The sequence below is a fragment of the Pseudomonas sp. OV546 genome (assembly GCF_900116845.1).
Taxonomy (GTDB): Bacteria; Pseudomonadota; Gammaproteobacteria; order Pseudomonadales; family Pseudomonadaceae; genus Aquipseudomonas; species Aquipseudomonas petroselini.
Window position 1 is genome coordinate 199,403 of sequence record NZ_FPCE01000006.1, and the last position, 24,450, is coordinate 223,852.

Annotated in this window: 21 protein-coding genes; all 21 read left to right on the forward strand. The window is 60.0% G+C overall.

The window, feature by feature from the left end; genetic code table 11:
• The 21 genes from BM403_RS15965 to BM403_RS16065 all read left to right on the forward strand — a co-directional run bounded on the left by BM403_RS15965 (position 1) and on the right by BM403_RS16065 (position 24,438).
• Entirely contained in the window at positions 1–1,107 is a 1,107-nt protein-coding gene (locus BM403_RS15965; RefSeq protein WP_015885207.1) for a flagellar basal body P-ring protein FlgI, read from the forward strand.
• A gap of 4 nt (positions 1,108–1,111) precedes the next feature.
• Positions 1,112–2,383, forward strand: coding sequence for a flagellar assembly peptidoglycan hydrolase FlgJ (gene flgJ / locus BM403_RS15970; RefSeq protein ID WP_043205712.1), 1,272 nt, complete (start codon positions 1,112–1,114; stop codon positions 2,381–2,383).
• Between the two features lie 10 nt (positions 2,384–2,393).
• Positions 2,394–4,442 (forward strand): flagellar hook-associated protein FlgK, encoded by a 2,049-nt coding sequence (gene flgK, locus BM403_RS15975; RefSeq protein ID WP_046036028.1) that lies wholly within the window; start codon positions 2,394–2,396, stop codon positions 4,440–4,442.
• Positions 4,443–4,456: 14 nt separating this feature from the next.
• Complete coding sequence (locus BM403_RS15980) at positions 4,457–6,079, forward strand: flagellar hook-associated protein 3 (protein ID WP_015885204.1); 1,623 nt, start codon at positions 4,457–4,459, stop codon at positions 6,077–6,079.
• Between the two features lie 276 nt (positions 6,080–6,355).
• The gene (locus BM403_RS15985; RefSeq protein WP_015885203.1) at positions 6,356–7,285 is read left to right on the forward strand and encodes a ketoacyl-ACP synthase III; all 930 of its coding nucleotides are present in this window, start codon (positions 6,356–6,358) and stop codon (positions 7,283–7,285) included.
• A gap of 265 nt (positions 7,286–7,550) precedes the next feature.
• Positions 7,551–9,008 (forward strand): flagellin N-terminal helical domain-containing protein, encoded by a 1,458-nt coding sequence (locus BM403_RS15990; RefSeq protein WP_015885202.1) that lies wholly within the window; start codon positions 7,551–7,553, stop codon positions 9,006–9,008.
• Positions 9,009–9,081: 73 nt separating this feature from the next.
• A complete protein-coding gene (locus BM403_RS15995) occupies positions 9,082–9,432 on the forward strand; it encodes a flagellar protein FlaG (RefSeq protein ID WP_015885201.1) in 351 nt (116 codons plus the stop codon).
• Positions 9,433–9,513: 81 nt separating this feature from the next.
• The gene (fliD, locus tag BM403_RS16000) at positions 9,514–10,917 is read left to right on the forward strand and encodes a flagellar filament capping protein FliD (RefSeq protein WP_015885200.1); all 1,404 of its coding nucleotides are present in this window, start codon (positions 9,514–9,516) and stop codon (positions 10,915–10,917) included.
• Between the two features lie 140 nt (positions 10,918–11,057).
• Complete coding sequence (gene fliS, locus BM403_RS16005) at positions 11,058–11,462, forward strand: flagellar export chaperone FliS (RefSeq protein ID WP_015885199.1); 405 nt, start codon at positions 11,058–11,060, stop codon at positions 11,460–11,462.
• Positions 11,463–11,503: 41 nt separating this feature from the next.
• On the forward strand, positions 11,504–11,800 hold the full coding sequence (locus BM403_RS16010) for a flagellar protein FliT (RefSeq protein ID WP_015885198.1): 297 nt from the start codon (positions 11,504–11,506) through the stop codon (positions 11,798–11,800).
• A gap of 171 nt (positions 11,801–11,971) precedes the next feature.
• Positions 11,972–13,447 (forward strand): sigma-54 dependent transcriptional regulator, encoded by a 1,476-nt coding sequence (locus tag BM403_RS16015; RefSeq protein WP_015885197.1) that lies wholly within the window; start codon positions 11,972–11,974, stop codon positions 13,445–13,447.
• Between the two features lie 269 nt (positions 13,448–13,716).
• Positions 13,717–14,928: a sensor histidine kinase gene (locus BM403_RS16020; protein ID WP_046036084.1), complete on the forward strand. Its 1,212-nt coding sequence runs from the start codon at positions 13,717–13,719 to the stop codon at positions 14,926–14,928.
• Between the two features lie 7 nt (positions 14,929–14,935).
• Complete coding sequence (locus tag BM403_RS16025; protein ID WP_093543708.1) at positions 14,936–16,312, forward strand: sigma-54-dependent transcriptional regulator; 1,377 nt, start codon at positions 14,936–14,938, stop codon at positions 16,310–16,312.
• A 131-nt stretch (positions 16,313–16,443) separates the two neighbouring features.
• Complete coding sequence (gene fliE / locus BM403_RS16030) at positions 16,444–16,773, forward strand: flagellar hook-basal body complex protein FliE (protein ID WP_015885194.1); 330 nt, start codon at positions 16,444–16,446, stop codon at positions 16,771–16,773.
• A gap of 16 nt (positions 16,774–16,789) precedes the next feature.
• Positions 16,790–18,571 (forward strand): flagellar basal-body MS-ring/collar protein FliF, encoded by a 1,782-nt coding sequence (fliF, locus tag BM403_RS16035; RefSeq protein ID WP_093543710.1) that lies wholly within the window; start codon positions 16,790–16,792, stop codon positions 18,569–18,571.
• The gene (gene fliG / locus BM403_RS16040) at positions 18,564–19,580 is read left to right on the forward strand and encodes a flagellar motor switch protein FliG (RefSeq protein ID WP_015885192.1); all 1,017 of its coding nucleotides are present in this window, start codon (positions 18,564–18,566) and stop codon (positions 19,578–19,580) included. Before fliF ends, fliG begins: the two co-directional genes overlap by 8 nt.
• A 10-nt stretch (positions 19,581–19,590) precedes the next feature.
• Positions 19,591–20,355, forward strand: coding sequence for a flagellar assembly protein FliH (fliH, locus tag BM403_RS16045; protein ID WP_093543712.1), 765 nt, complete (start codon positions 19,591–19,593; stop codon positions 20,353–20,355).
• Complete coding sequence (gene fliI / locus BM403_RS16050) at positions 20,345–21,703, forward strand: flagellar protein export ATPase FliI (protein ID WP_046036030.1); 1,359 nt, start codon at positions 20,345–20,347, stop codon at positions 21,701–21,703. The genes fliH and fliI overlap by 11 nt, the downstream gene beginning before the upstream one ends.
• A gap of 3 nt (positions 21,704–21,706) precedes the next feature.
• Positions 21,707–22,156, forward strand: coding sequence for a flagellar export protein FliJ (fliJ, locus tag BM403_RS16055; protein ID WP_015885189.1), 450 nt, complete (start codon positions 21,707–21,709; stop codon positions 22,154–22,156).
• 261 nt (positions 22,157–22,417) lie between these two features.
• The gene (locus tag BM403_RS16060) at positions 22,418–22,723 is read left to right on the forward strand and encodes an STAS domain-containing protein (protein ID WP_015885188.1); all 306 of its coding nucleotides are present in this window, start codon (positions 22,418–22,420) and stop codon (positions 22,721–22,723) included.
• Positions 22,720–24,438 carry an ATP-binding SpoIIE family protein phosphatase gene (locus tag BM403_RS16065; RefSeq protein ID WP_093543714.1) on the forward strand — a complete coding sequence of 573 codons (1,719 nt, stop codon included), beginning with the start codon at positions 22,720–22,722 and terminating at the stop codon, positions 24,436–24,438. Before BM403_RS16060 ends, BM403_RS16065 begins: the two co-directional genes overlap by 4 nt.
• Positions 24,439–24,450 lie beyond the last annotated feature (12 nt).

The window sequence follows — 24,450 nt, forward strand, 5'->3', positions numbered from 1 at the left end:
TTGAACTTCAAACAGCTGTTGGCGGCCGCACTCCTGCTTTCCTTGAGCGCTGTCGCCCAGGCCGAGCGCCTGAAAGACATCGCCAGCATTTCCGGCGTGCGTTCCAACCAGTTGATCGGCTACGGCCTGGTGGTGGGGCTCAGCGGTACGGGTGACCAGACCACCCAGACGCCGTTCACCCTGCAGACCTTCAACAACATGCTCTCGCAGTTCGGCATCAAGGTACCGGCGGGCTCGGGCAACGTGCAGTTGAAAAACGTCGCGGCCGTGTCCATCAGTGCTGACTTGCCGGCGTTCTCCAAGCCGGGCCAGGTGGTGGACATTACGGTGTCGTCCATCGGTAACTCGAAAAGCCTGCGCGGCGGCACCTTGCTGATGACGCCTTTGAAAGGTATCGATGGCAACGTCTACGCCATCGCCCAGGGCAACCTGGTGGTGGGCGGGTTCGATGCCGAAGGCCGTGACGGTTCGAAGATCACCGTCAACGTGCCGTCGGCCGGTCGTATTCCGGGCGGCGCCACGGTTGAACGCACCGTGCCGAGCGGTTTCAACCAGGGCAACAGCCTGACCCTGAACCTCAACCGCTCCGACTTCACCACCGCCAAGCGCGTGGTCGACAAGATCAACGACATGCTCGGCCCTGGCGTCGCCCAGGCCATCGACGGCGGCTCGATCCGCGTCACCGCGCCGCTGGACCCAAGCCAACGCGTGGATTACCTGTCGATCCTGGAAAACCTTGAAGTGGACCCAGGGCAGGCGGTGGCCAAAGTCATCATCAACTCGCGGACCGGTACCATCGTGATCGGCCAGAACGTCAAGGTGTCGCCCGCTGCGGTGACCCACGGCAGCCTGACCGTGACCATCACCGAAGACCCTATCGTCAGCCAGCCTGGGCCTTTGTCCAACGGCCAGACGGCGGTGGTGCCACGCTCGCGCGTCAACGCCCAGCAAGAAGCCAAGCCGATGTTCAAGTTCGGCCCCGGCACCACCCTGGATGAGATTGTCCGTGCGGTGAACCAGGTGGGCGCGGCGCCCGGTGACTTGATGGCGATCCTTGAAGCATTGAAACAGGCCGGCGCCTTGCAAGCCGACCTGATCGTGATCTGAGGCCATGGCCATGGATATGCGAAAGAGCGGTATAAGCAGCACGGCGGACTCGGGGTCTTACTCCGACTTGAACCGGCTTAACCAGCTCAAGGTCGGCGACGACAAGAACAGCGAAGGCAACATGCGCAAGGTGGCGCAGGAGTTCGAATCGCTGTTTTTGAGCGAGATGCTCAAGTCCATGCGTTCGGCTACCGAGGCGTTGGGTAAAGACAACCCGCTGAACACGCCGGCGGCCAAGCAGTACCAGGAAATGTACGACCAGCAGTTGGCCGTCTCGATGTCCCGTGAAGGCGGTGGTATCGGCCTGGCCGACGTGCTGATGCGCCAGATGCAGAAGAACAAACCGGTGGAGGCCCAGGCCGCCACGCTGCAAGGCCCGGCGGCGGCCGAGTCGGCGAAAAAAGTCGCGGTGCCGACGGAAATTGCCGCAGGCACCCAGGCAGAGGGTCCGTTGGGCCGCTCCAATGGCCAGCGCCCGTTGTGGGCGTATCGCGTGGCTGAGCCCCAGGCTGGCGCCGCAGCGTCCCACAGCAACGACATGGAGCTGATGAACCAGCGCCGTATCGCCTTGCCAAGCAAACTGACCGATCGCTTGCTCGCCGGCATCGTGCCGAATGCTCCGGTCGCGATCGATGCCAAAAGCGCACCGCTGCGTAACAGTGCTGCCGACGACAACGTGGTCAACAGCACCGCGCGCACCTTTGCCGTGCCGAGCGGGCGCATGCAGGTCTACGGTCGCGCCGTGGCCCAGCCACCGCTGGCGCCGGCGAAAAAAGCCTTCAGTTCGCAGGATGAATTTGTCGCCACCATGTTGCCGATGGCCAAGGCGGCTGCCGCGCGCATTGGTATCGATCCGAAGTACTTGGTGGCCCAGGCCGCACTGGAAACCGGTTGGGGTAAATCGGTGATGCGCGCCGAAGACGGCAGCAGCAGCCATAACCTGTTCGGCATCAAGGCCGGCCAGAGTTGGCAGGGCGGCCAGGCACGTGCAATCACCAGCGAGTTCCGCGACGGGGCGATGGTCAAGGAGACGGCGCAGTTCCGTTCCTACAACTCGTACCAAGACAGCTTCCACGACCTGGTGACCTTGCTGCAAAGCAATGATCGCTATAAAGAAGTTGTGAAGTCGGCCGACAACCCGGAACAGTTTGTACGCGAGTTGCAAAAAGCCGGGTACGCAACCGACCCGGCCTACGCCAGCAAGATTTCGCAGATCGCTAAAACGATGAACAGTTACCAGAACTACGCTGCCGCTGGCGCAACCACTCATTTATAAGGTCTGAACCATGAGTTTGCTCAATATCGGGATGTCGGGGCTTAACGCCGCTCAAGGATCGTTGTCGGTCTTGAGTAACAACATCGCCAACGCCAATACCGCAGGCTATTCGCGTCAGCAGACCACCCAGAGCGCCAATGCGTCGAACCAGTATGGCGGCGTGTTCATCGGCAGCGGCACCACCCTGGCCGACGTGCGCCGGGTGTACAACGAATACCTGGACACGGCGTACCAGAACAGCACCTCGCTCAATAGCGATGCCAAGGCTTACCTGGACCAAGTGAGCGCCGTGGACAAGACGTTGTCGGACAAGACGACGGGCATGTCGTCCGTACTCAGCTCGTTCTTTGCCGCTGTTCAGACCGCCTCGGCCAATCCGAGCGATACCTCGGCTCGCCAGATACTGCTGACCAGCGCCCAGACATTGAGCAACCGCTTCAACTCGATCTCCAGCCAGTTGAGCCAGCAGAAAGAAACCATTAACAGCCAGCTGACCTCCTTGACTGATCAGGTCAACCAGCTGACCTCGTCGATTGCTTCGCTCAACAAGCAGATCACCCAGGTGCAGGGGTCTTCGAACACCACCCCGGCCAACCTGCTGGACGCGCGCGCCGAAGCCGTACGTTCGCTCAATGAGTTGATCGGCGTGAACGCCAGCGAGAAGAACGGTGTGTTCAGCGTCAGCACCGGTACCGGCCAGTCCCTGGTGCTGGGCGATCGGTCCAACACCCTTTCCGCCGTACCGAGCAAGAGCGACACCAGCCAGTACACGATTCAGATGAATGCGTCTGGCGGGACGGCGATGGACCTGGGCAATGTGATCAGTGGTGGCAGCATCGGCGGCTTGCTGCGCTATCGCAGCGATGTGTTGATGCCGGCCATCAATGACCTGGGTCGCATTGCTATCGTCACTGCCGATACGATCAACAGCCAGCTGGGCCAGGGCATCGACTTGAACGGCGAATTCGGCTCGTCGATGTTCAAGGACATCAACAGCGCTGCGTCTGTCGCGCTGCGTAGCCTTTCCGCTCAAGGCAATCAGGGCGTTGGTAGCCTGGGTGTTACGATCAAGGACACCAGCAAGCTGACCAACTTCGATTACAAGGTCACCTTCAGCGACCCTGCCGATCTCAACAAAGTCACCGTCGAGCGCTCTGATGGCAAAGCCATGGGCGCGTTTGATATCTCGGCTACACCGCCCTCGGTGATCGATGGTTTTACCCTGGAACTCACGAACGGACCGATGCAGGCGGGTGACAGCTTTAAAGTCAGCCCGACCGCCAGTGGCGCCCAGGATATCGGTACTGTCCTCAACGACCCGAGCAAGATTGCGTTTGCCGCGCCGCTGAAAGGGGAGGCCAGCAAAACCAACCAGGGTACCGGTAGCTTCACACCGCCGACCCTGACCCTGCCCTTGGATATCCAGGGTGGCGCCACTACCGCGCAGCTTCGCGTTGGCATTGAAAATTCGATGCCGGTGAAGATGGTGTTCGGCAAGCCGGCGGCTGATGGCACTCAGAGCTATACCCTTAACGACGCCAAGGGCGATCCTATCGGCTCGGGGACCATCATTCCGGGGCAGGCCAATAAAATCACCGTCAACGTGCCGATGCGTGATGCCAGCGGTGCCCTGGTGGTGCCGGCCAAGAGTTTTGGCTTTGACACCACGGTTGCGGGCTCGCCGACCGATGGGGACAGCACCACCTTTTCGTTTAACGCCACGGGCGTATCCGACAACCGCAATGCCCAGCAACTGCTGAATCTGCAAACCAAGGCCACCGTGGGCGTGGCGACAGATGGTACCGGCGGCACCAGCCTGGTCGGGGCCAACAGCAAGTTGGTGTCCACCGTTGGCGCCAAGGCCGCTGCGGCCACCACTGACACCACGGCCACCAATGCGTTGCTGACGGCTAACAAAAATGCGCGCAACTCCGTGTCCCAGGTCAACCTGGACGAAGAGGCGGGCGACATGATCAAGTTCCAGCAGTACTACACAGCGTCGTCGCAGATCATCAAGGCTGCGCAAGAAACCTTCAGCACGCTGATTAATAGTCTTTAAGGGAGTCTGGGACGATGCGCATTTCTACACAGCAGTATTTCGACACCAGTGCCGCCAAGTACCAGAACAACTATTCCGGCGTAGTACAGGCTCAAGAGCAGGCGAGTTCCGGCGTGCGTGTACAGACCGCTGGAGATGATCCGGTGGCCGCGCAGCGTTTGCTGATGTTGCAGCAGCAGAAAGATATGCTGGCGCAGTTCAGCGGCAATATTTCCAACATCCAGAGTTCGCTGACTAACGAAGAAAGTGTGCTGACGGCGATCAGTGCGACGATCCAGGCCGCCAGCCAGTTGGCGTTGAAGGCCGGTGGCGTCACCAGTGATGCCGACCGCAAATCCATCTCGGTCGAGGTGGGTGCCCTTGAGGACCAACTGCTGGGCTTGCTCAACAGCAAGGATGCGGCGGGCAACTACCTGTTCTCCGGTTCCAAGACCGAGACGCCACCGTACTCACGTAACATTGACGGCACCTACAACTATCAGGGTGACGAGAATGAGCTCAGTCTGCAGGTTTCCGAGACGTTGACCGTTCGCGCAGGCGACACCGGCAAGACCATTCTGGAAGGGGCGGCCAACAACAGCCGCACCCAGACCAAATACACCACGCCTGCTCCTGTGCCACCTGCGACAACACCGTCGCAAGTGGATGACAACAAAGTCGCCATCTCGGCCGGTTTGGTGACATCGGGTGTCGACTACAACAAGTCCTTCGCCGACGGCCAGCCGTACAAGCTGACCTTTACCAGCAGCACCCAGTACGTGGTAACGGACAAAAACAACAACGACATTACCTCGCAGCTCCCAGGTAATGGGACATTCGACTCTACCAAGGAGGGCAGCGCCAGCGTCAACCTGCGTGGGGTCAAATTTGATATCACCGTTGATCTCACCGACAAGGCTACTGGGCCTGACGCTGATGCGATGGTCAAAGGCCGCGAGTTCAGCCTTTCCGCCAAGCCGGACGTGTTCAACGTGTCGCGCACCGCGAGTAATACCTCAGCGACGCAACTGACAAATGCCACCGTCAGCAGCCCTGCCAAATATGCCAGCACCTTTCCGGCCAACAGCGGCGTGGTGATCAAGTTCAGCGACACCGACCCGACGGCTTTCCAGGTGTTTACGCAGCCGTACAGCGCCAACAGCAAGGCGATTGATTCGGGCGTCATCGACACCACCACCACGCCGAATTCGATCACGGCAGCGGGTGTTACCTTTGGCCTGAGCGGTACGCCCAATGTCGGTGATCAGTTTTCGGTCGGCGCAAGCACCCAGAAAACCCAGAGTGCCCTCGACACCTTGAGTCAGTTGCGCAAGGCTCTGGAGCAACCGGCTGATGGTATCCCGGGGGCACGCATTAAGCTGCAGGATGCCCTGAACTCCGCTGTAAGTAACCTGACCAGTTCTTCCGATCAGGTGGACAATGTGCGCGGCTCCATTGGCGCGCGGCAGAACGCCCTAACGGTGCAGTCCAGCGAAAACGAAAGCGTCGGCCTAGCCAATAAAACCACAATGAGCGCGCTGGCGAACATCGACATGGGCGAGGCCGCGATCAACCTGACACTTCAGCAAACCATGCTGGAAGCCTCGCAATTGGCCTTCGTGAAAATCTCGCAGTTGAGCCTGTTCAACAAGATGTAAGCGGCATTACGTCAAGCGGCCCGCTCTGGAAACAGGGCGGGCCATTGTCGTTTATGGGGTTTAATTGTTTGAAGGTTTTGCACAAAGCACACAAAATTGAGTGACCTGTGAGTCATAAAGCGCATCTTCACTGTATCGTGTGAAAAGGATAAGTCGTCACAGGGTCCTTGCGAGGCGGCTTTCAGCGAGATTTTTATGGGGTTATCCCCTTTATTGTCAGCACTCCGGGCCCAGGCCCTGGGGTGTTCTCCAGCTATTTAGTATTGGGAAGCCACAATGATTGGCATAAAAAGCATCGCCAGTTACGTGCCGGCAGACGGGATCGATAACTACGCTCAGGGTGCCAAATTCGCCAAGGATGAAGAGTTCATCATTGGCAAGATCGGTTCGGCGTTTTTGCCGCGCAAGGATGCCGCGCAGGAAACGTCTGACCTGTGTGTCGAAGCGGTCAACGCTTTGTTTGCCAACAACCCGGATTTGAAGCGCGAGTCCATCGACGCACTGATCGTCGTGACCCAGAACGGTGATGAAGAGGGCTTGCCCCACACCGCCGCCATCGTCCAGGACAAACTCGGCCTGCCGACTCACGTCGCCGCGTTCGATATTTCCCTGGGCTGCTCGGGCTACGTGTATGGCATCTATGCGATGAAAGGCTTCATGGAGGCCACGGGCTTGAAAAACGGCCTGTTGATCACCGCCGACCCGTACTCGAAGATCGTCGACCCGGAAGACCGCAACACCACCATGCTGTTCGGCGATGCTGCCACCGCCACCTGGATGGGCGAAGACGCGCCGTGGTTGCTCGGCAAGTCCAAGTTCGGCACCGACGGTTCCGGCGCACCGCACCTTAAGGTCAGCGACGGCGTGTTCTTTATGAATGGCCGCCAGGTGTTCAACTTCGCGCTGCTTAAAGTACCGGCGCATTTGCACGAGCTGCTCAACGAGTCGGACCTCAAGGCTGACGAGATTGATGCCTTCTGCATTCACCAGGGTAGTGCGGCCATTGTCGACGCCGTGGCGCGTCGGTTTGAAGACGCTCCGGTGGACAAGTTCATCAAGGACATGGTCGAGACCGGCAACACCGTTTCATCGAGCATTCCGTTGCTGCTGGAAAAACACGTGATGGACGCCACCTGGAAGCGCGTGGCCATCAGTGGTTTTGGTGTGGGCCTGTCGTGGGGTTCGGCGATTCTTTATCGCCCTTGATGCTTTAATCGCTTCAATAAAAAAACGCCGATGATCGAAAGATCATCGGCGTTTTTTATTTGGCGCCAGAAAACCCAATGAAATCGGGGTTTCGAGCCTGCGTAAACCCTTGAATTACAAGGGGTGGCACGACGCCAGTAAATATTTTCAAAAAAATCCTCAAGCAACCGGCTACCACGACGATAACTATTACGTAGGTTCTCAGGCCACACCCGGCGGTTGCCAGGGCCGGAAGCCGCAGTATCCATCCAACGAGGATTTCGTCATGGCTTTAACAGTAAACACCAACATTGCTTCGATCACTACTCAGAGCAACCTGAACAAAGCTGGCGGCGCCCTGGCCACTTCTATGCAGCGCCTGTCTTCCGGCCTGCGTATCAACAGCGCTAAAGACGACGCTGCCGGCCTGCAGATCGCTAACCGCCTGACCAGCCAAATCAACGGCCTGGGCCAAGCAGTCAAAAACGTGAACGACGGTATCTCGATCGCTCAGACCGCTGAAGGCGCGATGCAGGCTTCGACCGACATCCTGCAAAAAATGCGTACCCTGGCTCTGTCTTCCGCTACTGGCTCGCTCAGCCCTGACGACCGTAAGTCGAACAACGACGAATACCAGGCTCTGACTTCGGAACTGACCCGTATCTCGCAAACCACTACTTTCGGTGGCCAGAAGCTGCTGGACGGTTCGTACGGTACCAAAGCAATCCAGGTTGGCGCCAACGCTAACGAAACCATCAACCTGAGCCTGGAAAACGTTGCAGCCAACAATATTGGTTCGCAGCAAATCAAGAGCGTAGCGGTTACCCCTAGCGCTACTGGCCTGGCTGCTGGCTCCATCGCCATCACCGGTAACGGTCAGTCTTCGACAGTTGCAGTTAACGCCGGCGACTCGGCCAAGACCATCGCTGCAAGCCTGAATGGCGCCGTCGGTGGCCTGAGCGCTACTGCCAGCACCGAAGTTGAATTCTCGGTAGACGAGACCAAGACCAAGGGTGCTACCGGTGTTCCGGCTAACTTCAGCATCGGCGTCGGTTCCGCCACCGTTAAGTTCGTTGGTGTAACCAGCACTGCTGACCTGGCTGACCAGTTGAAGTCTAACGCTGCCAAACTGGGCATCAGCGTTAACTACGACGAAGCTAAAGGCACTCTGCAAGTCAAATCCGACTCCGGCGAAAACCTGAGCTTCACCAGCGACGCTGTTGGCGCTGACGCCGTTGGTATCAAGGTCAAAGACGGTTCCGGCGCATACGCTGCTGCTGCTACTCCTCTTGCCGCTGCTGCTGCAGGCGTGATTGTTGCAACTGGCCAGATCTCGCTGGATTCGGCTAAAGGCTACTCCTTGGCCAACGGCGCTACCGGTACTTCGGTAACCGACCTGTTTGGCGCAGCTCAGATCTCTTCCAAGAAGACGTCTGTTGCCCAAACCGACGTAACTGACGCCAACAACGCGCAAAACGCCATTGCTGTACTCGACAAAGCCATCGGCACCATCGACGGCGTTCGTTCGGGCCTGGGTGCTACCCAGAACCGTCTGACTACCACTGCAGACAACCTGCAGAACATTCAGAAGAACTCCACCGCTGCACGTTCCACCGTTCAGGACGTCGACTTCGCTTCCGAAACCGCCGAGCTGACCAAGCAACAAACCCTGCAATCGGCTTCCACCGCGATCCTGTCGCAGGCTAACCAGCTGCCATCCGCTGTACTGAAGCTGCTTCAGTAACTCCAGCGCTTGGTCACTAACGGAAGGGCGCGCTGAGTGCCCTTCCGTTTTTTCGGTTTAGAGGAGATTGGACATGGACATGAGTGTAAAGCTGAACCAGTCTTATCCGCCGGTTGCCCCTCAAGGCGCACCTGTGCAGGTGTCCGCCGATAAGAGCGTCACTAAAGTCCAGGAAACCCCGGCTACAGGCAAAGAGCCTGAGCGTGCGGACCTGGAAAAAGCAGTCACCGATATTCGCGAATTTGTACAAGCGTCCGAGCGTAAGCTGGACTTTTCCATTGATGACTCCACCCATCGCGTGGTGGTCAAGGTTATCGCCACCGACAGCGGTGAAGTGATTCGCCAGATTCCGTCGGAAACGGCACTGAAGCTGGCACAGAACCTTTCCAGCGCAAGCCACCTGTTGTTTGACGACAAGGTCTGAGCTGGCATGAAAATTGTTGCTGTCATGTCTTGAGGCTTCGTCAGTCAAGATAACGGCAGCCACCGAACAGGAGAAACGAAGATGGCGGGTTCAACGGTAAGTGGTATCGGTTCGAATATCGATACGCAAGCGATCGTGAAGTCCTTGGTGGACGCCGAGAAGGTGCCCAAGCAGACGCAGATCAATACCGCGTCCCAGAAGGCGACCACCACGCTGTCTTCGATAGGTAAGATTCAGGCGGCACTGGATGCTTTTCGCGGCGCCCTGGACAATATGACTGCCAGCTCCAGCTTCACGGGCTTGACCGGCTCATCCTCGGATGAAAAGGTCGCCACCATGACGGCCAGTAACACCGCGTCGAACGGTAGCTTCCGCTTGATTGTCAGCCAATTGGCCCAAGCGTCCAAGCTGTCGACTAAGAACTTCGCCGGCGGCACGTCTACTGTGGTAAACGCCACGGACAAGCCGACGACCTTGACAATCAGTCAGTCGGGCAAGAACTACGACGTCAATATTCCGGCCGGCGCGACCTTGCAGCAAGTGCGCGATTCGATCAATACCCAGTTCGGCACCTCTGGTTTGAGTGCCAACATCCAGACCGACTCCAATGGTTCGCGGTTGATCCTGACCTCCACCACCATGGGCACGGGCTCGGACCTGACGCTGTCGGGTAATTCCGGGCTGGACGTAGGCTCGACAGTGGTCGATCATCCTAAGGACGCGCAGTACAGCATCGATGGCGTTGCGTCCGTTTCCAAGACCAACAATATCGAAGGCGCACTCAGTGGCGTGAATATCAAGTTGCTGTCGGTTTCAGCGACCAAAACGGTTGGCGATACGAGCGATACAGCTGAGCGAACTGCGACCCTCATCACTGTAAGTACCAATAACACCGCCTTGAAGTCCGGGGTCAAAGGCTTCATCGATAGTTACAACGCCTTGATCACGGCCATGAACGCTGAAACCAAGATCACCAAGAACCTGGACGGTAGCACCACTGCGGCAGCGCTCACGGGCGATTCGACCATGCGGTCGCTGCAGGCTTCAATCCGGAATGAGTTCAATACCATTTCCGGAACCGGCACCTTCAAGTCGTTGGCTCAGTTTGGCGTGAGCACCAGTTCCACGACTGGGCTGCTGACAATGGATGACAAAAAGTGGGATGCGGCGGCTAAAACCAATGCGGCTGACATCAATAGTATGTTCACCGGTAAAAACGGCATGCTGGCGCGCATGAAAAGCGCCACGGACGACTTTGCCAAGGCGTCCACGGGCGTTCTAGCCACGCGTTCAACCTCACTGTCCGACAGTCTGAAAGACCTGTCTAAACAGCAGGATACCTTGAACGAACGCATGGACCTGCTGACCAAGAGCCTCTCCGACAAATACAACGCCATGGACACCCTGGTCGCTCAATTGCGTCAGCAAAGCACCAGTGTCATGACCACGCTCAATGCCTTGAACAACCCTAAAACCAATACTTGATTGCGGCCACGAAAAAAGGCCAGACGGTTGTCTGGCCTTTTTTTTCATCTGGAGACGACTCGCGCTAAAGCTTTTTGCGAGCCAGTCGACATATTGGTTACTGAAATCCTTTTCGCTGTCGCCTGTCACGAGGTAGAAACATGAATCCCATGAGAGCCCTTCGCCAATACCAGAAGGTCAATTCCCATGCTCAGATCTCCGAAGCCAGCCCACATCGCTTGGTGCAGATGCTGATGGAAGGCGGCCTTGATCGCATGGCCCAAGCCAAGGGTGCGCTGGCGCGTGGCGACATCGCGGCCAAGGGCCTGATGCTCGGCAAGGCGATTGATATCGTGATCGGCCTGCGTGACGGCTTGGATGCAGCAAAGAGTGATAACCCGGCTTACGTCCAGCAGTTGGAAAGTTTGTATGCATATATGACCAACCGACTGATGGAAGCGAACGTGCATAACGACGCCGAAATGATCGACGAAGTGGCGCGTTTGCTGATCACCGTAAAAGAAGGCTGGGACGCTATCGCGGCGCCACAGGCTGTAACCGAGTAAGGCGCAGCAGAGAAAGGCCTGAGGGCCTTGAGGAACACATCATGAGCCAAGCACTGCAACGCATTGATGAAACCCGCGAGGCGCTGATGGGCGCGCTGGCGGACCGCAACTGGGACGCCATCGGCGAACTGGACCTGGGCTGCCGTCACGTGATCGACGAAGTACTCAGCGAAGCACCGGTAGATGAGGATGCGTTGCGGGAGAAGCTTGAAAGCTTGCTGGCGGTATACCAGCAACTACTTGAGGTGACGACTGGCGAGCGCCAGGCGATTTTCGAAGAGATGTCGCAGATCAACCAAGCGAAAAACGCGTCAAAGGTTTACCATCTGTTCGGCTGAACAGTCGCAGTTAATCCTACCGGTGCGTCATAAATTTGACCGTGCCAGCTTTTTTGACTTAACTAGTGCTGTTTTCAGATTTCAGACGTCTAGTAAGGTAAGAAGTCTTACAGGCGCCTCGATTGCCCTCAATCTCGGGGCAGGAAGTTTTACTAGGGAAGTTGCTATTGCATGTGGCGTGAAACCAAAATTCTGCTGATCGATGACGATAGCGTCCGCCGCCGCGACTTGGCGGTGATTTTAAATTTTCTCGGTGAAGAAAATTTGCCCTGCGGCAGCCATGATTGGCAGCAGGTGGTCAGCTCATTGTCGTCGAGCCGTGAAGTCATATGCGTGCTGATCGGGACGGTAAACGCTCCTGGCGCTGTTTTGGGCTTGTTAAAGACACTGTCTACCTGGGATGAGTTCCTTCCCGTGTTGCTAATGGGCGATATTTCTTCTGTCGAGCTGCCGGAAGACCAGCGCCGCCGCGTGCTTTCCACCCTGGAAATGCCCCCCAGCTACAGCAAATTGCTCGACTCCCTGCACCGCGCCCAGGTCTATCGCGAGATGTACGACCAGGCCCGCGAGCGCGGTCGTCATCGCGAACCCAACCTGTTCCGCAGCCTGGTCGGCACCAGCCGCGCCATCCAGCACGTACGCCAGATGATGCAGCAAGTGGCCGACACCGACGCCAGCGTGCTGATCCTCGGCGAGTCCGGCACGGGCAAGGAAGTGGTCGCACGCAACCTGCACTATCACTCCAAGCGCCGCGACGGGCCTTTCGTGCCGGTCAACTGCGGGGCGATCCCGGCAGAGCTGCTCGAAAGCGAATTGTTCGGCCATGAGAAGGGCGCCTTTACCGGGGCGATCACCAGCCGTGCCGGGCGTTTCGAGCTGGCCAACGGCGGCACCCTGTTCCTTGACGAAATCGGCGACATGCCACTGCCGATGCAAGTCAAACTGCTGCGCGTGTTGCAGGAGCGCACCTTCGAACGCGTGGGCAGCAACAAGACCCAGAGCGTCGATGTACGCATCATCGCGGCGACCCACAAGAACCTCGAAAGCATGATCGAGGTCGGCAGCTTCCGCGAAGACCTGTACTACCGCCTCAACGTATTCCCTATCGAGATGGCCCCGTTGCGTGAGCGCGTGGAAGACATCCCGCTGCTGATGAACGAACTGATCTCGCGCATGGAACACGAAAAGCGCGGCTCGATCCGCTTCAACTCCGCCGCGATCATGTCCCTGTGCCGTCACGGCTGGCCAGGTAACGTGCGCGAGTTGGCGAACCTGGTGGAGCGCATGGCGATCATGCACCCCTACGGTGTGATCGGCGTGGTCGAGTTGCCGAAGAAATTCCGCTACGTCGACGACGAAGACGAGCAACTGGTCGACAGCCTGCGCAGCGACATGGAAGAGCGGGTGGCGATCAACGGTCATACCCCGGATTTCGGCTCCACTGCCATGCTGCCGCCCGAAGGCCTGGACCTGAAGGACTACCTCGGCAACCTGGAACAAGGCCTGATCCAACAGGCCCTGGACGACGCCAACGGCATCGTCGCCCGCGCCGCCGAGCGCCTGCGTATCCGTCGAACCACGCTGGTGGAGAAGATGCGCAAGTACGGTATGAGCCGCAAAGAAGGTGATGAACAGGCGGATGATTGACGCCTGTTTTTCAAGCCGCTGATTTTGGGTGTCCGGCCTCGCCAATACTGTTCCGTTTTTGACGGCGTCTGTTGCCGTCATACTGCGTTGCAGCTCCTCCCCATAGCCAGCTATGAGTCGTCGCTGCGCCTTGTCTGACGGCAACAGCCACTCGTCAAAACGAAACTGTATTGGCGAGGCCGGGCACCTTGGTTTTTTTTCGGCACAAGTATTGCTACAGCCCTCGCAACGTTCCGTTTAACTGACGGTCAGCCAAGCGAGAGAGCATGATGCCCCACGCCGCCCAACTATCTACGGCCCCTGCCATCCAGGGGCTGGTCCCGCCTGTAGAGCCGCCGACCCGGCAGGGTCTTGAACAGGCGTTCTCGCAGTTCAACCAGATGTCGAGCCAACTGACCGATTCCTACAGCCTGCTCGAAGCCCGGGTTTCCGAGCTCAAGGGCGAGTTGGCGGTGGTCAGTGCCCAGCGCATGGAAGAGCTGGCCGAGAAAGAGCGCTTGGCCAACCGTCTGCAAAACCTGCTGTCGCTGTTGCCCGGTGGCGTGATCGTCATCGACGAGGAAGGCCGCGTACGCGAAGCCAACCCGGCCGCCTGCGACATGCTCGGGCTGCCGCTCGAAGGTGAGCTGTGGCGCCACGTCATCACCCGCTGCTTTGCGCCGCGTGAAGACGACGGCCACGAAATCTCCCTCAAGGACGGGCGCCGCCTGTCCATCGCCACGCGTTCCCTGGACGCGGAGCCGGGCCAATTGGTGCTGCTCAACGACCTGACTGAAACCCGGCACCTGCAAGACCAACTGGCGCGCCACGAGCGGTTGTCGTCGTTGGGACGCATGGTCGCTTCTCTGGCGCATCAGATCCGCACACCGCTGTCGGCCGCGTTGATCTACGCCAGTCATTTGACTGATGAACAATTGCCCGTCGCCACCCACCAACGTTTTGCCGGTCGCCTCAAGGAGCGCCTGCATGAGTTGGAGCACCAAGTGCGCGACATGCTGGTGTTTGCCCGCGGCGAATTGCCGCTGACCGACCGCATCACGCCGGCCGAGTTGATGCAGGCCCTGCAAGCGGCGGCCGCTACCCACATCCAGGACGTGCACGTGCGTTGGCAGTGCGACAGCCACCTCGGCGAGCTACTGTGCAACCGCGACACGCTGGTCGGTTCGCTGCTCAACCTCATCGAGAACGCCACCCAGGCCAGCGGCCCCGGCGCGCGGCTCAAGGTGCACCTGTACAACCGCGAGCAAAACCTGCGCCTGTGCATCAGCGACAGCGGCAGCGGTATCGAGCCCGCCGTGCTGCAGCGTTTGGGCGAACCTTTTTTCACCACCAAGACCAACGGTACCGGCCTCGGCCTGACCGTGGTCAAGGCCGTGGCACGTGCGCATCAGGGAGAATTGCAGCTGCATTCCCGGGTTGGGCGTGGCACTTGTGCATTGATGACCTTGCCGCTGTTTTCATGCGCGGCAAGCGCGGAGTAAAAAGGTTATGGCTATCAAGGTTCTATTGGTGGAAGACGATCGCGCCCTGCGTGAAGCATTGGCTGACACGCTGCTGTTGGCGGGCCACGATTACCGGGCGGTCGGTTCTGCCGAGGACGCCTTGGAGGCGGTGGAGCAGGAGTCCTTCAGCCTGGTGGTCAGCGATGTAAACATGCCCGGCATGGACGGCCATCAACTGCTCAACCTGCTGCGCGCGCGTCAACCGCAGCTGCCGGTGTTGCTGATGACCGCCCACGGCGCTGTCGAGCGCGCGGTGGATGCAATGCGTCAGGGCGCGGCGGATTACCTGGTCAAGCCATTCGAACCTAAAGCGTTGATTGAGCTGGTCGCACGGCATGCCTTGGGCGTGATCCCGGCCAGTGACGGCGAAGGTCCGATTGCCTTCGAACCCGCCAGTGCACAATTGCTGGAACTGGCGGCCCGCGTGGCGCGCAGTGATTCCACTGTGTTGATTTCCGGCGAGTCCGGCACCGGCAAGGAAGTGCTGGCGCGTTACATCCATCAGCAGTCGACCCGCGCCAAGCAGCCGTTTATCGCCATCAACTGCGCGGCGATCCCCGACAACATGCTCGAAGCCACGCTGTTCGGCCACGAAAAAGGCTCGTTCACCGGCGCCATCGCGGCCCAGGCGGGCAAGTTTGAACAGGCGGACGGTGGCACCATTCTGCTCGATGAAATCTCGGAAATGCCCCTGGGCCTGCAAGCCAAGTTGCTGCGGGTGCTGCAGGAGCGTGAAGTGGAGCGCGTCGGCGCGCGCAAGCCGATCCAGTTGGATATCCGCGTGGTTGCCACCACCAACCGCGACCTGGCGGGTGAAGTGGCGGCGGGGCGCTTCCGTGAGGATTTGTTCTACCGCCTGTCGGTGTTCCCCCTGGCCTGGCGGCCGTTGCGCGAGCGCCCGGCGGATATCATTCCGCTGGCCGAGCGCCTGCTGAACAACCACGTCAAAAAAATGAAGCATGCCCAGGCACGCCTGTCGGCTGAGGCCCAGGCTTGCCTGATCAGTTATCCGTGGCCGGGCAACGTGCGGGAGTTGGACAACGCCATCCAGCGCGCGCTGATCCTGCAACAGGGCGGCCTGATCCAGCCCCAGGATTTCTGCCTGGCCATGGGCAGCGGCGCCGCGCCGCTGCCCACCCTGGCGCCCGCGCCAATCGTCGCGGAAACCGAAACCGCGGGGGCGCTGGGTGACGACCTGCGTCGGCGCGAATTCCAGATGATCATCGACACCCTGCGATCCGAGCGCGGTCGCCGCAAAGAGGCCGCCGAGCGCCTGGGCATCAGCCCACGGACTTTGCGCTACAAGCTGGCACAGATGCGCGACGCCGGAATGGATGTGGAAGCGTATCTTTTCGCCACATAACTGGTAACAAGGTCGACAACCTTTGTCGCCTTTTCTTACGAGTTGATCCAGAGCTGGCACCCTTGTTGCTACCTCCCTAGTAATTGCGGCGTAGCGTCAAAAAACATGCGGGTTGTCGGAGAGAGAAGTTCATGAGCCAGGGTATTGAGTTCAATCGGTTGATGTTGGATATGCGCTCCATGCAAATGGATGCCATGGCTCAACCGAAATCTGTCGCGCCAGCGCCAGAATTGGGCCAAAGCAGCTTCGCCGACATGCTCGGCCAGGCCATCAACAAAGTCAGTGACACCCAGCAAGCCTCCAGCCAGTTGGCCAACGCCTTCGAGATCGGCAAAAGCGGCGTGGACCTTACCGATGTGATGGTTGCCTCGCAAAAGGCCAGTGTTTCGTTCCAGGCGTTGACCCAGGTGCGTAACAAGCTGGTTCAGGCCTATCAAGACATCATGCAGATGCCGGTTTAAGGACGAGATTTAAGTCATGGCAGAAGCAGTCGTGGACAACGCACCCGCCAAGGCAGACGGCAAGCCGCCGCTGTTTGGCCTGTCGTTCCTGGAAAACCTCTCCGAAATGACCATGTTGCGTCAGGTGGGCCTGATGGTCGGCCTGGCTGCCAGCGTGGCGATTGGTTTTGCCGTGGTGTTGTGGTCGCAGCAACCCGATTACCGGCCGCTGTATGGCAGCCTGGCGGGCATGGATTCCAAGCAGATCATGGAAACCCTGGCCGCCGCCGATATCGCCTACACCGTGGAGCCCAACTCCGGGGCCCTGCTGGTCAAGGCCGACGATGTAGCCCGTGCACGCATGAAGCTTGCGGCAGCCGGCGTGACCCCGTCCGACAGCAACATCGGGTTTGAAATCCTCGACAAGGACCAGGGCCTGGGGACCAGCCAGTTCATGGAAGCCACTCGCTACCGTCGTGGCCTGGAAGGCGAACTGGCGCGCACCATCTCCAGCCTGAACAACGTCAAGGGTGCCCGGGTGCACCTGGCCATTCCGAAAAGCTCAGTGTTTGTGCGCGATGAGCGCAAGCCGAGCGCCTCGGTATTGGTCGAACTGTTCGCCGGCCGCTCCCTGGAGCCGGGCCAGGTACTGGCGATCATCAACCTGGTGGCCACCAGCGTTCCTGAGTTGAGCAAGTCGCAGATCACCGTCGTCGACCAAAAGGGCAACCTGCTGTCCGACCAGGGCGAAAACTCCGCGCTGACCCAGGCCGGTAAGCAGTTCGACTACAGTCGCCGTGTAGAAAGCATGCTCACCCAGCGTGTGCATAACATCCTGCAACCGGTGCTGGGCAACGACCGCTACAAGGCTGAAGTGTCCGCCGACGTGGACTTCAGCGCCGTCGAGTCGACCTCCGAGCAATTCAACCCGGACCAGCCGGCGCTGCGCAGCGAGCAATCCACCAGCGAACAACGCACCGCCGCCAACGGCCCGCCGCAAGGCGTACCGGGTGCCCTGAGCAACCAGCCACCAGCGCCGGCCTCGGCCCCGCAAACCACCGGTGGCGCTGCCGCTACCGCTGGCGCGATCCAGCCAGGCCAACCGCTGTTGGACGCCAACGGCCAGCAGATCATGGACCCGGCCACTGGCCAGCCGATGCTCGCACCGTACCCGGCGGACAAACGTAACCAGTCCACCAAAAACTTTGAGCTGGACCGCTCCATCAGCCACACCAAGCAGCAACAAGGCCGCGTCAATCGCCTGTCGGTGTCGGTGGTGGTCGATGACCAAGTCAAGGTCAATGCGGCAGATGGCGCCGTTACCCGTGCCCCGTGGAGCGCCGATGAATTGGCGCGCTTCACTCGATTGGTGCAGGACGCCGTCGGTTTCGATGCCAGCCGTGGCGACAGTGTCAGCGTGATCAACATGCCGTTCTCCGCCGAGCGTGGCGAAGTGATCGCTGAGCCGGCGTTCTACTCGCAGCCGTGGTTCTGGGACATCGTCAAGCAAGTGTTGGGTGTGTTGTTCATCCTGGTTCTGGTGTTCGGCGTGCTGCGCCCAGTGCTCAACAACATCACCGGCAACGGCAAGAAACAACTGGCGGCCTTCGGTGGCAGCGATGTCGAGTTGGGTGGCATGGGCGGCCTGGATGGCGAACTGGCCAACGACCGCGTCAGCCTCGGCGGTCCGCAAAGCATCCTGTTGCCGAGCCCGAGCGAAGGCTACGACGCTCAGTTGAACGCAATCAAAAGTCTGGTGGCAGAAGACCCGGGTCGTGTGGCCCAGGTCGTGAAAGAGTGGATTAACGCAGATGAGTGATCGAGCCGCTGTTGCCAAACTTACCAAGGTCGACAAAGCCGCAGTCCTGCTGCTGTCCCTCGGTGAAACCGACGCCGCCCAAGTGCTGCGCCACATGGGCCCCAAAGAAGTTCAGCGGGTGGGCGTGGCCATGGCGCAAATGCGCAATGTGCACCGTGAGCAAGTCGAACAGGTGATGAGCGAGTTCGTCGAGATCGTCGGCGACCAGACCAGCCTGGGCGTCGGCTCCGACAGCTACATCCGCAAGATGCTCACCTCGGCCCTGGGCGAAGACAAAGCCAACGGCCTGATCGACCGCATCCTGCTCGGTGGCAACACCAGCGGCCTCGACAGCCTGAAATGGATGGAGCCGCGCGCCGTTGCCGACGTGATCCGCTACGAGCACCCGCAGATCCAGGCGATCGTGGTGGCCTACCTCGACCCGGACCAGGCCGGTGAAGTGCTGGGCCACTTCGACCATAAAGTGCGCCTGGACATCATCCTGCGCGTGTCGTCGCTGAACACTGTGCAGCCGGCGGCCCTCAAAGAACTCAACACGATTCTGGAGAAGCAGTTCTCCGGCAACTCGAATGCCTCGCGTACCACCTTGGGTGGCATCAAGCGCGCGGCCGATATCATGAACTTCCTCGACAGCTCGGTCGAAGGCCAGCTGATGGACTCGATCCGCGAGATCGACGACACCCTGTCCGGCCAGATCGAAGACCTCATGTTCGTGTTCAACAACCTCTCCGATGTCGACGACCGTGGCATCCAGGCGTTGCTGCGCGAAGTGTCCTCCGACGTGCTGGTGCTGGCCCTCAAGGGCTCCGACGAAGGCGTCAAGGAAAAGATCTTCAAGAACATGTCCAAGCGTGCCTCGGAACTGTTGCGTGACGACCTGGAAGCCAAAGGGCCGGTGCGCGTCAGCGACGTCGAAACCGCGCAGAAAGAGATCCTCACCATTGCCCGCCGTATGGCCGAAGCCGGAGAAATCGTTCTCGGCGGGAAGGGCGGCGAAGAAATGATTTAAGGCGCTTTCCATGTCGAACAAAGATGAGGCTCCCAGCGATCTGATTCGCGCGCGGGATGTCGGCGGGTTCGACATCTGGTCGTTGCCCAGCTTCGATCCGCATGTGCCCGAGCCCGAGCCGGAACCGGTTGAAGAGCCGCCGGTGGAAATGGAAGAAGTGCCGCTGGATGAAGTCCAGCCGCTGACCCTGGAAGAGTTGGAAAGCATTCGCCAGGAGGCCTACAACGAAGGCTTCGCCGCCGGTGAAAAAGATGGTTTTCGCAGTACCACCCTCAAAGTGCGCCAGGAAGCCGAGGCGGCGCTGAACGTCAAGCTGGCCAACCTGGAGCGCTTGATGGGGGTGCTGTTCGACCCCATTGCCGAGCAGGATTCGCAGATCGAAAAAGCCATGGTCGGCCTGGTCGAGCACATCGCTCGCCAAGTGATCCAGCGCGAGCTGGTGCTGGACTCCAGCCATATCGAAAGCGTGATGCGCGAAGCCCTCAAGCTGCTGCCCCTGGGCGTCGGCAATGTGCGGTTGTACATCAACCCGCAGGATTTCGAACAGGTCAAAGCCCTGCGCGAGCGCCACGAAGAAACCTGGCGCATCGTCGAAGACGCCGCGTTGCAGCCCGGCGGTTGCCGCGTCGAGACCGAACACAGTCGCATCGATGCGACGGTGGAAACCCGCATCAGCCAGATCATGGCCAAGCTGCTGGACCAGGTGCATGAGCAGGTTCTGAACCCCGCCGAGCCTGACCTGAGCGTGGACCTGGACGCCCCCGATGCGCCTTGATCGCACCAGCTTCGCCAAGCGCTTGAGCGGTTACGCCGAAGCCACAGCGTTGCCCGGCCAGCCTATCCTCGAAGGGCGCCTGTTGCGCATGGTGGGCCTGACCCTCGAAGCCGAAGGCCTGCGCGCCGCCATGGGCAGCCGCTGCATGGTCATCAACGACGACAGCTACCACCCGGTGCAAGTCGAAGCCGAAGTGATGGGTTTTTCCGGCAACAAGATTTTCCTGATGCCCGTCGGCAGCCTGGCGGGCATTGCCCCTGGCGCCCGCGTGGTGCCATTGGCCGACACCGGCCGCCTGCCGATGGGCATGAGCATGCTCGGCCGCGTACTGGACGGCGCCGGTCGCGCGCTGGATGGCAAGGGCGGCATGAAGGCTGAAGATTGGGTGCCGATGGACGGCCCCACCATCAACCCGCTCAACCGTAACCCCATCAGCGTGCCGCTGGACGTGGGCATTCGCAGCATCAACGGATTATTGACGGTCGGTCGCGGCCAGCGTCTTGGCCTGTTCGCCGGTACCGGCGTGGGTAAGTCGGTGTTGCTGGGCATGATGACGCGCTTTACCGAGGCCGACATCATTGTGGTGGGCCTGATCGGTGAGCGGGGCCGTGAGGTGAAGGAATTCATCGAGCACAGCCTCGGCGAAGAAGGCCTCAAGCGCTCCGTCGTGGTCGCCTCGCCGGCGGACGATGCGCCGCTGATGCGTTTGCGCGCCGCGATGTACTGCACGCGCATCGCTGAGTATTTTCGCGACAAGGGCAAGAACGTCCTGTTGCTGATGGACTCGCTCACGCGTTTTGCCCAGGCCCAGCGGGAAATCGCCCTGGCCATTGGCGAACCGCCTGCGACCAAGGGTTACCCGCCGTCGGTGTTCGCCAAGTTGCCCAAACTGGTGGAACGCGCCGGTAATGCCGAGGCGGGCGGTGGCTCGATCACCGCGTTCTATACGGTGCTGTCCGAAGGCGATGACCAGCAGGACCCGATTGCCGACTCGGCGCGGGGCGTGCTCGACGGCCACATTGTGCTGTCGCGGCGTCTGGCCGAAGAAGGGCACTACCCGGCCATCGATATCGAAGCGTCCATCAGCCGGGTGATGCCGGCGGTGGTCACCCCGGAACACATGGCCCGCGCGCAACACTTCAAGCAACTGTGGTCGCGCTACCAACAAAGCCGCGACTTGATCAGTGTCGGCGCCTATGTGGCCGGCGGTGATCGCGACACCGACCTGGCCATCGCCCTGCAACCGCAACTGGTGACCTACTTGCGCCAAGGCCTCAACGACAAGATCAGCATGGGCGAAAGCGAAGCGCACCTGCAGTCGATCTTCGCCCCCGCGCCGGGCGGCTAAGCCATGGCCAACAGCCGCGCCGCACGCCTGGCTCCGGTGGTGGACATGGCCGAAAAGGCCGAGAAAACCGCCGTTCAGCGCCTGGGTTATTTCCAGGGCCAGGTGCGCCTGGCGGAAAGTAAACTCGGCGACCTGGAGCGTTTTCGCGGTGAATACCAGCAACAATGGATCGAACGCGGCGCCAAAGGCGTGTCGGGCCAGTGGTTGATGGGTTACCAGGGCTTTCTCAACCAGTTGGAAACGGCCGTCGGCCAGCAGCGCCAAAGCCTGGCGTGGCACCAGAACAACCTCGATAAAGCGCGTGAGAGCTGGCAAGCGGCGTTTGCCCGGGTCGAAGGCCTGCGCAAGCTGGTGCAGCGCTATATCGATGAAGCGCGGGCACTTGAAGACAAACGCGAGCAAAAGCTGCTCGACGAACTGTCACAGCGCCTTCCACGCCAAGAACAGTATTAAGGCGCGGGCTTACCTGCGATGACACACGCGTGTAGTGAGCGGGCTTGCCCCGCGCTGGGCTGCGAAGCGGCCCTAAAACCTGACACCGCGTTTTACCTGAATAACCCGATGGCCTTTTTGGGGGAGGCTTCGCCCCCCAGCGCGGGGCAAGCCCGCTCACTACAAATAGTGCATAGCCATACACATTTGATGTGGTGTGTTGCCCATAGCCGGTTCACCTGCTAAACCTTGTGTCATTACCAATGACAAGGAAGCAGTCACATGTCAGTCGAGTCAGATGTATCCCTGGATGGGAAGAAGTTGACGATTTCAGTCAAAGGGCGGTTCGATTTCGGTAGCCATCAAGCCTTTCGTGACGCCTACGAGCGGTTTTACAAGGTGCCCGAGATCTACGTGGTGGACTTGAAGGAGACCACGTATATGGACAGCTCTGCGCTGGGCATGCTCCTGCTGTTACGTGACCATGCCGGCGGCGATGAGGCCGAGGTTCAGGTCGTCAACAGCAACTCCGACGTGCGCAAGATCCTCGCCATTTCCAACTTCGACAAATTGTTCGACCTCACTTGAGCGTCCTGGCCCCGGTTGCGCAAGCGCTGAGTGTATTGATCGCTGAAGACAGCGCCGCCGATTTGCTGTTGCTGTCGACCATTATCCGGCGCCAGGGCCACCAGGTGCTCACCGCCACCAACGGTGCGCAAGCGGTCGAGGTGTTCATCCGCGAACGGCCACAACTGGTGTTGATGGATGCGCTGATGCCGGTGATGGACGGCTTTGAAGCTGCGCGGCAGATCAAGCAGTTGGCGGGGGAGGCGCTGGTGCCGATTATTTTCCTCACGTCACTGCGCCAGAGCGAGGCGCTGGCGCAGTGCCTGGATGCGGGGGGTGATGACTTCCTGCCCAAGCCTTACAACCCGCTGATCCTGGCAGCGAAGATCAACGCCATGGACCGTTTGCGCCGCCTGCAGGCCACGGTCTTGCAGCAGCGCGACCTGATCGCCAAGCATCACGACTACCTGCTGCATGAGCAGCGGGTGGCCAAGGCGGTGTTCGATAAGGTCGCACATTCCGGCTGTATCAATGCCGCACCGAATATCCGCTACCTGCAGTCGCCCTACGCGCTGTTCAACGGCGACCTGCTGCTGGCCGCCTACACGCCGTCCGGCGATATGCACGTGCTGCTCGGCGACTTCACCGGCCATGGCTTGCCGGCGGCGGTGGGCGCCATGCCCCTGGCGGAGGTGTTCTATGGCATGACCGCCAAGGGCTACGGCTTGGCGCAGACCCTGCGCGAGATGAACGCCAAGCTCAAGCGCATCCTGCCGGTGGACATGTTCTGCTGCGCCACCCTGTTGTGCCTGAGCACGCAGCGGCGGGTGGTGGAGGTGTGGAACGGCGGCATGCCTGACGGGTATGTGCATGAAGTCGCGACCGGCAAGCGTACGCCGCTGGCGTCGCGGCATCTGCCGTTGGGGGTGCTGTCGGCCGAAACCTTTGATGACCGCACCGAAGTCTGGCCCATGGCCCTGGGCGACCGGGTGTTCCTGTTGTCCGATGGGGTACTGGATACCGCCGACGCCAATGACCAACTGTTCGGCGCCGAACGCTTGCAGCAGGTGTTCGCCGCCAATCGCGAGCCTGATCGTTTATTTGAAGCGATCGAACAGGCCCTGGCGGCGTTTCGAGGTGAGGCGCGGGATGACGTGAGCATGGTGGAAATCACCCTGCAAGCCGGGCCGCCACTGCGTGCCAGCGGGCCGTTGTATGCCGACAGCGGGCAGTCGTGCCCGCTGGATTGGTCGGTGAGTTTTGAATTCCGCGCCGAGACCTTAAAGCGTTACAACCCATTACCGTACCTGCTGCAACTGCTGCTGGAGATCCACGGCCTGCGCGAGCAGAGCGGGGCGCTCTACAGCGTGATGGCCGAGTTGTACTCCAATGCCCTGGAGCATGGGGTACTGGGCCTGGATTCGCGGCTCAAGCGCGATGCCGACGGGTTTGCCGAGTATTACCGCCAGCGCAATGACCGCCTGGCGCAGCTTGATAGCGGCCATATACGCGTGCATGTGCAGGTGGTGCCGACCGAGACGGGCGGCACGATGACCCTGCGTGTCGAAGACAGCGGGCTTGGTTTCGACGTGGAACAGGTGCTGGCGCGGCCGCTGAATATCGACCGTCTGTCTGGCCGGGGCTTGAGCCTGGTGCGTCAGTTGAGCAGCGCTGTACGCTGGTCCGATGGCGGGCGCAGTGTCTGCGTGGAGTTTTCCTGGGAGGCTCTGGCATAATCCGTCGATTCT